The organism is Pseudomonas sp. Tn43, from assembly GCF_014192635.1.
Lineage (GTDB): Bacteria > Pseudomonadota > Gammaproteobacteria > Pseudomonadales > Pseudomonadaceae > Aquipseudomonas.
The window spans coordinates 1,104-13,830 of record NZ_JACHYG010000024.1 but is presented as its reverse complement, the minus strand read 5'-3'; the positions used below and the strand labels follow the sequence as shown (position 1 = coordinate 13,830).

The 12,727-nt window shown below is 60.0% G+C and carries 8 protein-coding genes; 3 read left to right on the top strand and 5 right to left on the bottom strand.

Features of this window, described 5'->3' with window-relative positions:
* Positions 1-900: calcium-binding protein (locus tag FHW68_RS27380; protein ID WP_311657471.1), on the top strand; the 900-nt coding region annotated here is incomplete at its 5' end.
* 119 nt (positions 901-1,019) lie between these two features.
* Here FHW68_RS27380 and FHW68_RS26885 read toward each other — a convergent pair.
* From FHW68_RS26885 to FHW68_RS26865, 5 genes are all read right to left on the bottom strand, one after another.
* Entirely contained in the window at positions 1,020-3,758 is a 2,739-nt protein-coding gene (locus tag FHW68_RS26885) for a LuxR C-terminal-related transcriptional regulator (protein WP_183683940.1), read from the bottom strand.
* Between the two features lie 412 nt (positions 3,759-4,170).
* Entirely contained in the window at positions 4,171-5,535 is a 1,365-nt protein-coding gene (locus tag FHW68_RS26880; RefSeq protein WP_183683938.1) for a DUF1329 domain-containing protein, read from the bottom strand.
* A 28-nt stretch (positions 5,536-5,563) separates the two neighbouring features.
* On the bottom strand, positions 5,564-7,453 hold the full coding sequence (locus FHW68_RS26875) for a DUF1302 domain-containing protein (protein WP_095632877.1): 1,890 nt from the start codon (positions 7,451-7,453) through the stop codon (positions 5,564-5,566).
* A gap of 334 nt (positions 7,454-7,787) precedes the next feature.
* Entirely contained in the window at positions 7,788-9,470 is a 1,683-nt protein-coding gene (locus FHW68_RS26870; RefSeq protein ID WP_095632876.1) for a fatty acid--CoA ligase, read from the bottom strand.
* Between the two features lie 199 nt (positions 9,471-9,669).
* The gene (locus FHW68_RS26865) at positions 9,670-10,299 is read right to left on the bottom strand and encodes a LysE family translocator (RefSeq protein WP_095632875.1); all 630 of its coding nucleotides are present in this window, start codon (positions 10,297-10,299) and stop codon (positions 9,670-9,672) included.
* A 280-nt stretch (positions 10,300-10,579) separates the two neighbouring features.
* On the opposite strand from FHW68_RS26865, the gene FHW68_RS26860 reads away from it, so the two are divergent.
* Together FHW68_RS26860 and FHW68_RS26855 are read left to right on the top strand one after the other, a co-directional pair.
* Complete coding sequence (locus tag FHW68_RS26860; RefSeq protein ID WP_183683936.1) at positions 10,580-11,545, top strand: 2-hydroxyacid dehydrogenase; 966 nt, start codon at positions 10,580-10,582, stop codon at positions 11,543-11,545.
* A gap of 33 nt (positions 11,546-11,578) precedes the next feature.
* Positions 11,579-12,577, top strand: coding sequence for a class I SAM-dependent methyltransferase (locus FHW68_RS26855; protein ID WP_095632873.1), 999 nt, complete (start codon positions 11,579-11,581; stop codon positions 12,575-12,577).
* Positions 12,578-12,727 lie beyond the last annotated feature (150 nt).

The following is a 12,727-nucleotide window of genomic DNA, read 5'->3' as shown; positions in this document are numbered from 1 at the left end:
CTGACCGCTAATGGCGGCAACAATATCATCAACGGTCAAGGCGGTGCTGACACCATGAACGGTGGTGCCGGCAACGACACCTACTTCGTCGATAACATCGGCGACACCATCGTCGAGCTGGGCACTTCGCTGACCGAAATCGACAGCGTGCTGTCCACGCTGGCTGATTACACCCTGAGCGCCAACCTGGAAAACCTGACACTACGTTTCAACGACAACCTCAACGGCACCGGCAACGCGCGGAACAACATCATCACCGGGAATGCCGGCAACAACGTCCTGGACGGCAATCTCGGTGCCGACACCCTGATCGGAGGCCTCGGCAACGACACTTATGTGGTCGACAATGCCGGTGACGTGATTACCGAGACCAGTACCCTGCCCTCGGAGATCGACACCGTTCGTTCCTCGGTCAACCACAGTCTGGGCGCCAACCTGGAAAATCTGGTCCTCACCGGCAGCACCAACCTCGTCGGTTTCGGCAACGGTTTGAACAACTCACTGTCCGGTAACGCCGGCAACAACACACTCAACGGCGGTGCGGGCAACGACACGCTGAGCGGTGGCCTCGGGGCCGACACGCTCACGGGCGGTATCGGCGCGGATACGTTTGTCTTCACCGACTTGAGTGAGGGGGGCAAAGGCGCATTGCGCGACGTCATCAATGACTTCAGCAGCCTGCAGGGCGACAAGATCGACCTGTCACTGTTTGATGCCAATCTCGCCAACAGCGGAGGCAACGCGTTCAGCTTTATCGGCTCGAATGAGTTCACCGGAGCAGGGCAGTTGCGCTTCGTCGATCAGGTACTTTCAGGCAACGTCAGCGGCAACGCCGGTGCCGACTTCGAAATCCACTTGGTGGGCATCAATACCTTCGGCGCTCAGGACCTGGTGGCCTGACATTACCAATATATGAGGTCAGCCCAGTTTGTGAAAGCAAACCGGGCTGCAACATATTGAACGGCCCGACGAGTTCGGGGCATTTTTTTGTCCGTGGTGAAAGGACCGCAGACACGGCCCTATCCCAACACCCCCAACTCCTTCGCCCGTGCCACCGCCTGGGTCCTGCGTTCTACCCCCAACTTACTGTTGATATGGCTGGCATGGGTCTTGACCGTATGCAGCGAAATAAACAACTGATCGCTGATTTCCTGGTTCGAACACCCTTGGGCGATCAGTCGCAGAACGGCCAGTTCACGCGTACTGAGCTGTTCGGCCGCGGGCGATGACTCCAGCGCCGGGCGGGAGGTCATGGCCGGAAGTTTTTCCGAGAGACTCTGCGAAACGGCCGTCGGCGCACAGAGTTGAAGTTGCCCGCGTAGCCAGTCCGCGTGCGCGGCCAGCAAGGGATCAAACGGTTGCAGGACACCTCCGGCGGCCGCTTCCAAAGCCTGAGTCAGCGCCTTGCGCGCCTCGGGTTCGCGCCCACCCGCCAGCAACAGCATGATTTTCTGACTGAGCGCCATCACGCTGAGCATCTGCCGGCCGCTGTGCTGACCGTGTTCATGCAACGCATTCAAGCGCCCTTCGGCGAGCATGGGCTGGCCCTTCATCATGTCCAGCACCGCCTGTTGCAGTTCAATGTGCAGCGGCAGTTGCGGATGGAATTCCGGCGGGGCTGCCGGGTGCTCGCCGTTGTAGGTCTGACCCAATCGCGTGAGCCAGGCTTCGGCGAGGTCGGTGCGGCCCTGGGCCAGCCAGAGTTCGCATTTGACCAGGGTGATCATCGCCAGGTAGTAAATCGGCGGGACATCCCAGATATGCATCAGACGCTCGGCTTCGGCGAGTTCGGCGAAGGCTTTGGCAAATTCGCCGTTGTAGCCATCCAGCCGTGCGATCACGCAATGGCCGATCAGCACGCTGATGTCGCGACAGGCCCTGGCTTCGCCCAACCCGGCTTGCAAACGTGCCCGCGCAGCCTGGGGTTGCAAGCGCAGAGCGAGCAAGAATCCTTCGTATAACGTCAGCCGCGCGCGCACGGCGTACAGCCGTTGCGGGGATAAGCCTTGCAGGCGTTGCAGCCCTTGGCGAACCTCATCCAGTGAGCGAAGAATCTCGCCGCGCGCTTGCAGTACACGAGCGCGGTCGTAATGGGCCAGAGCCTCGAACAACGGATTACCGACTCGTTGTGCCAGTTCAAGGGACTCACGATTCAGCCCTCGTGCCCGCCAAAGGTCGCTGTCGGCAATGGCCAGGTTCGACAATGTCGAGAGGCACATCAGGCGCTGCCCATAGCGTTTGGCCGGCAGGCTCTCCAGCGCTTCGGTGCAATAGCGCAACGTCAGCTCGCGATTGCCCCGGCCCCGGGCGATGATGCCGCTCAGGGCCAGCCATTGCGCCAGCATGGACTTTTGCGCAGTGGCCGACGGCGCCGGCAGGAAGCGGCTCAGATGGCTGGCAAGCTCCTCGGCGGCGTCCAGTTGGCAGGCCAGCCCCAACGCCCAGCTGTAGAGCACGATCAGTCGTGGTGTGCTGATCAGCAGGCTGTCGGGCAGGTCCATTTTCCAGCGCAGCAGCATGCCAACGTTCTGCTCGGCCAGCAGCTGTTCTTCGGAAAGGTTTTGCACCAGATTCGCCGCAACATCCAGATGCCCGGCACGCAATGCCTGCTCCACCGCCTCATCGAGTAACCCTTGGGAATTGAACCAGCGGCAGGCACGCAGATGCAGGCTGGCCGTCGGCACCATCGCCTGGGCGGTGGGCCGGCTGCGCAACAGGTCGGAAAACAAGTGGTGATAGCGATACCAGTGACCGTGTTCGTCCAGCGGCACCAGAAACACCTGATGCGCCAACAGGAAACGCAGGATCTCGGCACTGTCATGGGCTTCGCGCACGGCGTCGCACAACTCGCTGCAAAAACGCTCCTGGGGCGCGGTGTCGTACAGGAATGACTGCACCTCGGCGGGCAGGCAATCGATGACTTCTTCAAGCAGGTAATCGCGAATCAGCCCTTCCCCACCGTACAGCGATTGCGGCAATGCGCCCTCGCTGCCCGCCTCGGAGGCCGCCAGCAACCAGAAGCGCAGCCCGGCCACCCAGCCTTCGCTGCGCTGGATCAAACTCTCCAGCGCCTCGCCACGCAACGAAATGCTGTGCCGATCCAGCAGGCTCAGAGTTTCATCGTGGGTCAGTCGAAGATCCTGCTCATGCAGCTCGAGCAGTTGCCGCGACAGTCGCAGGCGTGCCAGATGCCAGTCGGGACGTTGCCGACTGGTGACCATGACCAGCAGACCATCGGGCAAATGATTGAGAAAAAATTGCAGGCAACGATCAAGCACCGACCCCTGGGCCAGATGATAGTCATCGAGTACCAGTAACAGCGGCGTCTTGGTTGAAAGGTGCACAGCCAGTTCATCGAGCAAACCGTCCAGCCATTCTTCGAAGGCGAACGGCTGATGGCGTTGGCGCATTTTCAGCAGCCCCAGCGCCTGGCTGCCCAGTTGTGGAAAATATTCCTGAAGACCTTCAAGCAGACGCTCAAGAAAACGACCCGGATCGCTGTCCCGTGGACTTAACCCCAGCCACAGGCTTTGCCAGTGATTCGGCAACCCCTGGCAAAACTCCACCGCTAATGAACTCTTGCCGAACCCCGCCGGCGCGCTGACCAGCAATAGCCTGCCACCGAGACCGGCGCCCAGACGCTCGCATAAACGCGGCCGCAAGACATGGCCATCGGGCAGCGGAGGCCGGAAAAAGCGTCCGTCCAATGTGGCGACGGCAACGCTTGCAGGGCCCGGAAGTGGGGACAGATCAGTCATGGCCGGCTCTTGTTTGAAAGGCTGATGGCGGCGTTACAGATGTCCGCAGCCTAGCGGTAAACGAAGAGCTATTGAAGGTTATTGCTACAAATGGCTACAAAAAGACTACGAACAAAAGTGTCGACGAACCGACCAGCCTCGCAGACCCCGTAGCAGCTGCCCAGCCTGCGAGGCTGCGTTCGGCTGCGCAGCAGTCGTCAAACCAGAACTTGCGGTGCATCAGGCAGACCGCGTCAGCCTGATTCACGACTGCTGCGCAGCCGAACGCAGCCTCGCAAGCTCGACAGCTGCTACCAGCGAACGCAGCCTCGCAAGCTCGGCAGCTGCTACAACGATATTCATGAGCTTCCAAAAAAACGCCCCGAACCAGTCGGGGCGTTTTTTCGAGGATGCGGCCTCGGTCTACAACGTATTAGCGAACGCCTTCCTGACGCAAGGCTGCCGGCGTGAAGTCGGCGGTACTTGCGGTGAAGCCGAAGTTATACGCCGACTTTTCCTCGTTCTTCATGCCCAGTGCCAGGTAGCGACCCGATTGCAGGTCGTACAGGGTTTCGAGGGTGTACCACGGCACTTGCTTGTCGTAGTAGTTCTGGGAGTGAGCCTCGGCGACGCGCCACAGTTGCCCGCGACCGTCGTAGTGGTCGACCACCGCCGCTTGCCAGGTGTCTTCGTCGATGTAGAAGTCACGTTTGGCGTAGATGTGACGCTGACCGTCCTTCAGGGTCGCAACCACATGCCAGACCCTGCGCAGTTCATAGCGAGTCAGGTCCTGGTTGATATGGCCGGCCTTGATGATGTCGGCATACTTCAATTGCGGCGAGTCGAGCTTGTAGCTGTTGGAGGCGATGTACATCTCTTTCTTGCCTTCGAGCTTCCAGTCATAGCGATCCGGCGCACCGTTGTACATGTCCAGGTTGTCGGAGGTACGCAGGCCATCGGCAGCGGTCCCCGGCCCGTCATAGGACACTTGCGGCGCACGACGCACACGACGCTGACCGGCGTTATAGACCCACGCCGAACGTGGCTCTTTAACCTGGTCGAGGGTTTCGTGCACCAGTAGCACACCACCGGCCAGGCGCGCCGGCGCGGTCACTTTCTGCTTGAAGTAGAACAGGATGTTGCCCGGGTTTTTCGGGTCGTAATCTTTCATCTTGTCGCGGAAGACGAACTGATCCTCGAAGTACACCAGGCTGAACGAGCCGTTCGGCTGTGGCGTGGCCTGGGTGATCAGACGGGTCACACTGCCACCGCGATAACGGGTGATATGGTTCCAGATGACTTCAACGCCGCTTTTCGGAATCGGGAACGGGATCGCCGTTTCGAAGTTTTCCAGACCGTTGCCGCCAGACACCAGATTGGTGCTGGTGGCGTTCTTCTTGATCGAGGCAAACACCTCATCCGGCACGGTGGCACCGCGATGGGACGGGTAGACCGGCATCTTGAAGCTTTCGGGGTAGCGCTTGAACATCGCGTACTGACCCGGCGCGAGCTTGTCCTTGTACTGGTCGACGTTTTGCGCGGTGATGGTGAACTGCGGTTTTTCACTCGGGAACGGGTCAGCCAGGAAACCCTTGCTGTCCACGGCACCGGCGTTTTTCGGCAGGGGTTTCCAGGCCGGAATCGAACCGTCGGCGTTGCCCGCCATTTCCGCGCCCATCGGGGTCAGGCTCTTGCCCAGCTTGTCCGCTTCTGCCGCCGGGACCGCTGCCATGACGCCGGTTGCCAGCAGCGACAGACCCAGAACGCCAACGTGGAACAGACTTTTTGTTATTTTCATAAATGTGTTCGTCCTGAAAATGCAGTGCTTAGAAGTTCACGCCGAAGCTGAGTGCAACGAAGTCGCGATCATCCACGGTGGTGTACTCGCCGTCGAAGAAGTTGGTGTAGGCCAGGCTCGCGGTGTAAGTGTTCTGGTATTCGGCATCGACCCCCAGGCTCACCGCTTTACGACCTTCCTCGAAGTTGCCGCCAGGGCCTGGCGAGTAACCGCTCACGTCGTGGGACCAGGCCACGTTCGGCTTGAGGTTCACACCGGCGAACACGTCGTTGTATTCCCAGATGGCGCGACCGCGATAACCCCACGACATCGCCGTGGTGAAGCCCTCGTCTTCGCAATTGCGGCTACGGTTGTTGGTTGCAGCACCCGCGCCCGCACCGTTGATGGTGCTGGTATTGAGGATCGCCGAACAGGTGTTGAGGCCGCCGGTAGCCGGCAGTTCACCAGGACCATAGACCGGGTCGCGGCCGTAACGGATTTCGGAGCTGCTTTCCAGGCCGCCAACATGGGTCACGCCCACTTCGCCCACCAGGGTCAGACGGCTGGCGCCCATGACTTGATCGAAGAAGTGCGTCAGCGTGGTCTGGAACTGGGTAATTTCCTTGCGGCGATAACCGTGCAGATCCTGACCCGGTACACCAGGGAGCAGCGAAGCGTTGGCCAAGGCACCGCCCAATGGGCGTACGCCGGCAAACAGGATGTCAGTGGAGTTGAGCTGCACTGGCGCGTTCGGACGGTAGCTGATCTCACCGCTCCACGCCGTACCGGTCGGTAGCGTGGTGGAGAAGCTCAAGCCGTAGAGACGGATGTCTTCAGGGTACTCGACGAAGTACTCGGAATTACCGGCGACCACCAGCGGCCCCAGCGCGCGGAACGCCGCCGGCAAAGCTGCCACGCCGTTGTAGATCGATTGCGGAGCACCTGTGGCGCTGAAGATCGGCGCCCGGCTGTGGTAGTTCATGAAGTAGGCGCCGAACTCGGTGTCGAGTGGTTCGAACATGTACTTCAAGGACGCGCCCCACTGGCCGCTGTCTCGCGCATCGCGATCCGGACCGCGACGCACCAGCACACCTTCCTCGTTGACGTCGACGCCCGCGGCGGCCAATGGGCCCAATGCGATGGCTGGAATGGTCGAACGCTTGTTCAGCACACGCAGATTGTCTTCGCAGCCGTCGGCAATAATGTCCGGCTGGGAGAAGAAGGTGCCGCAGTTATCGACAACCGTCTGATCCCATTCGAGCTGATAGAACGCTTCGGCCGACAGGTTGTCGGTCAGGCTCTGGGACACATAGAACATGTTGACCGGAATCAGACCTTCCTTGACTTCGGCACCTGGACGACGGAACGCGGACACGTCAATCGGGTTGATCGAGTTGATGCCGCCACCGATGAACGTACTTTCCCCCCAGCTCACGACCTGCTTGCCCAGACGGACGGAACCCGGCTGATCGGCAATGGCGTAGTTGTGGTAGACGAAAGCGTCGAGGATCTGGCCACCGGAGGACTTGGCGCCCTCCTTGCGGTTGCTGTCGCTGATGTCTTTGAACTCGCGGCTTTCATCCTTGAGTTCGAAGTCGTACCAGTATTTGCCCCGGACGAAGACACCGGTGTCGCCGTATTTCAATTCAAGGTCATGGATGCCCTTGAAGATCTTCGAGAAGGTTTCGCCGCTCTTGAAGTTGTTGTGACCGTCATCAGACGTCTGGGACAGGCCGTGGCCCCCGTTATTGACGCCGATGAGGTTCTTGTTCGGGCTCTGAGTAGACCAACTGGCCCCGATCGACAGGGATGAGTCGAATTGACCTTCGATCTCACCGACGTTGAAACTGACGCCGAATGCAGGCCCGGCGAGCGAAGAGGCAAGACTGACCGCCAGGGGCAGTTTCGCCCGGCGCCAGAACTGGTTTACTGATGTCATCGACGCTACTCCATGTGCATTATTGTTATGGCTGGGTACTTTTAAAAACGTTGTGGGTGACCGAAAGCCAGGTGGTTCCGACGTCACGCCAAAGTTGCATCGCCCCGTTTTGTGCGCGCTCCGTTCTTAAAAATTCCTTGAGCGGACTATAGCCAGCAGGTAGTAGTGCTTGATCCCTCTAAAGTGTGATTTGCAGCTGCCGGCCACTCTGGAACAGTCCTTTCGCCAGTCCGACACCTGTCGGCACGGCAAGGATGGCTGAAAATTCGGATTTCACAAGTCAAGCGCTTGCTTGGTGGGTCTGGCGCGCCGTTTTCGGCGCGCCAGAAGACGCTTAAAGCGTCGAGAGGAAGGTACTGTTGTTAGCCTGCCATTCGGTGATGTCGACGCGGATGCGCTTCTTGTCGAGTTTGCCGACACTGGTCTTGGGAATTTCAGTAACAATGGCGATCTGGCTCGGGATGGCCCACTTGCTCAGGTGCCCCTGTTCGACGAACGGCTTGAGGTGTTCCTTGAGTTCCTTGGCCCCGATCTCATGCCCTTCCCTGACGACCAACAGCGCAAACGGCCGCTCGCCCCACTGCGGATCGGCGATGCCCACCACCGCTACTTCGCGTACCGCAGGGTGGCGGCTGATCAGGTCTTCCAGGTCCAGGGAGGAAATCCATTCGCCGCCGGTCTTGATCACGTCCTTGATCCGGTCGCGAATATCGATCACGCCCATGCTGTCCAGGGTCGCCACGTCGCCGGTGTGCAACCAGCCTCCGGCCCAGAGCTCCGCGCCTTTCTGCGCCTCGTTGAAATAGCCCTCGGTGAGCCACGGGGCACGCAGCACCAGTTCGCCCTGGGTCTCGCCATCGGCAGGCAGGAAGTTGCCGTCGGTGTCGACGATCGCCGCCTCGACCAATGGCCCCGGCACACCGGCCTTGATCCGGTAAGTAATGCGTTCGTCTTCGGTGCCGGCCATCAGCTCATCGTTGAGGTGCGCGCACGATACCAATGGGCCGGTTTCCGACATGCCGTAAGCGGCGGTCAACTGAATACCCTTGGCTTTGGCCGCTTCATACAGCGCACGGTTGAGCGCACTGCCGCCGATAACGATTTTCCAGCCGCCGAAATCGGTGTTTTGCGCCGCTTTGGCATTGAGGACCATTTGCAGAATGGTTGGCACGCAGTGGGAAAAGGTCACCTTCTCCTTACGCCACAACTCCACCAGATACTCGGGATCGTAACGGCCGGGGTAGACCTGCTTGAGCCCGAGCATGGTCGCCACATACGGCAAACCCCAGGCATGCACATGGAACATCGGGGTAATCGGCATGTACACATCATTGGTGCCCAGCAGGCGCACGCTGTCGATGGAGCCCATGATGGTCGACACGCCCATGGTGTGCAGCACCAGTTGCCGGTGGGTGAAATACACGCCTTTGGGGTTACCCGTGGTGCCGGTGGTATAGAACGTGGTGGCAACCGAGTTTTCGTCGAAGTCTTCAAAGTCGTATTGGGTGCTGGCGGCGGCCAGCAATTGCTCGTATTCGCCAATCAGGTTCGGCAGTTCGGCGGTTTTTTCCGGCAAGTCGGTCAGCAGCAGGGTTTTTTCCACGGTGGTCAGGTGCCCGGCAATTGCCTTGTACAACCCGACGAACTCGCTGTTGACCAGCACGAAGCGGTCCTCGGCGTGGTTCATGGTGTAGAGAATCTGTTCCGGCGACAGGCGTACGTTGATGGTGTGGATCACCGCACCGATCATCGGGATGGCAAACATGCATTCCAGGTAGCGATGGCTGTCCCAGTCCATCACCGCCACGGTATCCCCGGCCTTCACGCCAGCGGCCGTGAGCACATTGGCCAGCCGCGCGACCCGCTCGATGAGGGTCGGATAGCTGTAGCGCAATTGATCGCGATAAATGATTTCGCGGGTTTTTTCGTAACGGGCACCGGACATCAGCAGCCGTTTAATCAACAGCGGATACTGGTAAGCGCCCTCGGCCGGGGGAATAACGCGAGTCTGCAACATAAGAGTCCCTTTTCTGACTGCACGGTCTTGGTTTCTAAAGCTAAGCACTCTAGAGCCCTTGAACGCCAGCCAAATCAGCCGAAGGGATGATTTGCACAGACGTACAGATGCTAGCTTTACGCCAGCATTTGCGGAGATTCATGTGTACGAACGCGCAGCTCCTACGAGGGACCGCGCCGTTCGGCAGACTGGTGTTTGATCAATGCATCTCGGTGAATGCGAGTTTCACGCCGATGGCGACCAGCACCGCGCCCATGGTCCGATCGAACCAGTGCCCCATGCGGGCGAAACCGGCGCGCACGCGTTGCTGGCTGAACAGCATCGCCACCAGGCAGAACCAGACAGCCGTCGCCGCGGCCAGGTACACCCCGTAACCGGCCTGTACCGCCAGTGGCGTGTGCGGATTGATCACTACCGTGAACAGCGACAGGAAAAACAACGTGGCTTTCGGGTTCAAGCCGTTGGTCACGAAACCTGAAGTGAAGGCGCCCCGTGCGCAGCGTTCGCCAGCCTCCTGGTGCAGATCGTCAGTTGCAGGTGGGGCCGGTTGCGCACGCAAGGCCTTGAAGCCGATGTACAACAGGTAGGCAGCGGCGGCCCATTTCAGGGCGTTGAACAGCACGATTGACTGAGACACGATCAGCCCGATACCCAACAGCGAATAACCGACGTGCAGGAAAATCGCCGAGCCGACACCCAGCGCCGTCCAGGTTCCGGCACGGCGACCGTGGGTTACGCTCTCACGCACTACCACGGCGAAATCCGGGCCGGGGCTGGCGACGGCCAGCAAGTGAATCAGGGCAACGGTCAAGAACTCTGTCCAGTACATGGGGGCTCCTTTTGGGCAGCGATCAATTGAAAATTCCAGGATGGACGTCACAGCCTATGGCATCTGTAAAACCTGTGGCCACCGCCAACCGTAATGCAATCCGTAGGAGCGAGGCTTGCCCGCGAAGAACGAAAACGCGGTGCATCAGATACACCGCGGTGCTTGCTTCGCGGGCAAGCCTCGCTCCTACAGTGAACGCAGCCTTGGGCAGCAGCACCATTTTTCATCTGGTAGGCTCGGCAGATTACGCCTTCAGTTCAATGCACAAAAGGTACAGTTGATGACGATCTCTCGCCGCGCCGTTTTTCTCGACCATCCGTCCCTGGACCTCGGCGATCTCGACCTCAATCCATTGCGCGATTGCTTCAGCGAGTTGGAATTGTTCGCGCAGACCACACCTGATCAGGTGATTGAACGCCTCAAAGGCGCCAGCGTCGCCATCAGCAACAAGATTGTGATCGATGCAGCGGCCATGACGGCCAGCCCGGAATTGAAGCTGATCCTGATCACCGCAACCGGCACCAATAACGTCGACCTCGCCGCCGCTCGTGCCCATGGAATCACCGTTTGCAACTGCCAGGGTTACGGCACGCCGTCGGTGGCTCAGCACACAATCATGTTGTTGCTGAATCTGGCGACGCGTCTGGCCGATTATCAAAAAGCCGTCGCCGAAGGTCGCTGGCAACAAGCGAAACAGTTCTGCCTGCTGGATTACCCGATCGTCGAACTGGAAGGCAAAACCCTCGGCCTGCTTGGCCATGGCGAACTGGGCAGTGCCGTGGCGCGGCTGGCCGAGGCGTTCGGTATGCGCGTGTTGCTGGGGCAGATTCCGGGGCGCCCTGCCCGGCCGGATCGCTTGCCGCTGGAGGAACTGCTGCCGCAAATCGACGCCCTGACCCTGCACTGTCCGCTCAACGAACACACTCGCCACTTCATTGGCGCCCGCGAACTGGCCTCGATGAAACCCGGGGCCTTCGTGGTCAACACCGCGCGCGGTGGTTTGATTGACGAGCACGCATTGGCCGACGCCTTGCGCAACGGTCATCTGGGCGGCGCGGCCACCGACGTGTTGAGCGTCGAACCACCCACCGCGGGCAATCCACTGCTGGCCCAGGATATTCCACGGCTGATCGTCACCCCGCACAACGCCTGGGGCAGCCGCGAGGCGCGGCAAAGAATCGTTGGCCAGTTGACCGAAAACGCCCAAGGCTACTTCAGCGGTCAAGCGCTGCGGGTTGTCAGTTGATAAACTGCGGCACTTTTTTTCAAGGAGCAGAGTATGGATCCGCGCAGTGAAGTACTGCTTCGTCAGGCCGAGTTATTCCAGGGTTCGGTGTTGCTGGCCGGTTTGCCCGCCGATGATTTGCTGGGCCGGCTGCCCGATGCCCACGGTTGGTGCTGGCACGCTGGTGACCAAGCGGCGCTGGACGCCCGTTTCGCCGAGCGCAGCCATTTCGGCGTGAATGCGCCGGAGCGCGGGTTCGACAGCGCTGTGGTATTTCTGCCCAAGTCCAAAGACCTGACCGATTACATCCTCAACGCCCTCGCCTCTCGTTTGGCCGGCCGTGAGTTGTACCTGGTGGGCGAAAAACGCAGCGGTATCGAAGGCGCGGCCAAGCAGCTGAACCCCTTCGGCAAACCCCGCAAGCTCGACAGCGCACGGCATTGCCAGCTCTGGCAGGTCACGGTGGCCAATGCACCAGAAGCCAAGTCGCTGGAAAGCCTGGCCCAGGAATATGAATTGCCATTGGCCGAAGGCCCATTGAAAGTCATCAGCCTGCCGGGCGTGTTCAGCCACGGTCGACTGGATCGCGGCAGCGCCCTGTTGCTGGAACACCTGGACAAATTGCCCAGCGGCCACTTGCTGGATTTCGGGTGTGGCGCGGGGGTGTTGGGAGCGGCGGTCAAGCGGCGTTATCCACATAACCAGGTCACCTTGCTCGATGTGGACGCATTTGCTGCTGCCAGCAGTCGCCTGACCCTGGCTGCCAATGGCCTGGACGCGGAGGTGATGACCGGTGACGGCATCGATGCGGCGCCCATGGGTTTGAGCGCGATCCTGAGCAACCCACCGTTCCATGTCGGCGTACACACCGATTATTTCGCCACCGAGAACTTGCTGCGAAAAGCAGCCAGACATCTGAAAAACGGCGGCGAACTTCGATTGGTAGCGAACAGCTTCCTGAAGTATCAACCGCTGATCGAAGAGCACTTGGGCGTGTGTGCGATCAAGGCTGAAGGACAGGGTTTCCGAATCTACCGGGCCAAGCGCGGCTGAAAACACTTTCGAAAAACAGCGCTTGCCCCTGAGCGACGCAGATCCTTGTGGGAGCGTGGCTTGCCCGCGAAGAATACACCGCAGTTTTCAGGTATTACGCGTCATACTTATTGGGCGGCAAGCCCCGCACCCACACGGGCTGACCCGAAA

Excerpts from the sequence above, each read along its gene's own strand:
- FHW68_RS26885 (WP_183683940.1), bottom strand. The coding sequence starts at position 3,758 with ATGACTGATCTGTCCCCACTTCCGGGCCCTGCAAGCGTTGCCGTCGCC.
- FHW68_RS26880 (WP_183683938.1), bottom strand. The coding sequence starts at position 5,535 with ATGAAAATAACAAAAAGTCTGTTCCACGTTGGCGTTCTGGGTCTGTCG.
- FHW68_RS26875 (WP_095632877.1), bottom strand. The coding sequence starts at position 7,453 with ATGACATCAGTAAACCAGTTCTGGCGCCGGGCGAAACTGCCCCTGGCG.
- FHW68_RS26870 (WP_095632876.1), bottom strand. The coding sequence starts at position 9,470 with ATGTTGCAGACTCGCGTTATTCCCCCGGCCGAGGGCGCTTACCAGTAT.
- FHW68_RS26865 (WP_095632875.1), bottom strand. The coding sequence starts at position 10,299 with ATGTACTGGACAGAGTTCTTGACCGTTGCCCTGATTCACTTGCTGGCC.
- FHW68_RS26860 (WP_183683936.1), top strand. The coding sequence starts at position 10,580 with ATGACGATCTCTCGCCGCGCCGTTTTTCTCGACCATCCGTCCCTGGAC.
- FHW68_RS26855 (WP_095632873.1), top strand. The coding sequence starts at position 11,579 with ATGGATCCGCGCAGTGAAGTACTGCTTCGTCAGGCCGAGTTATTCCAG.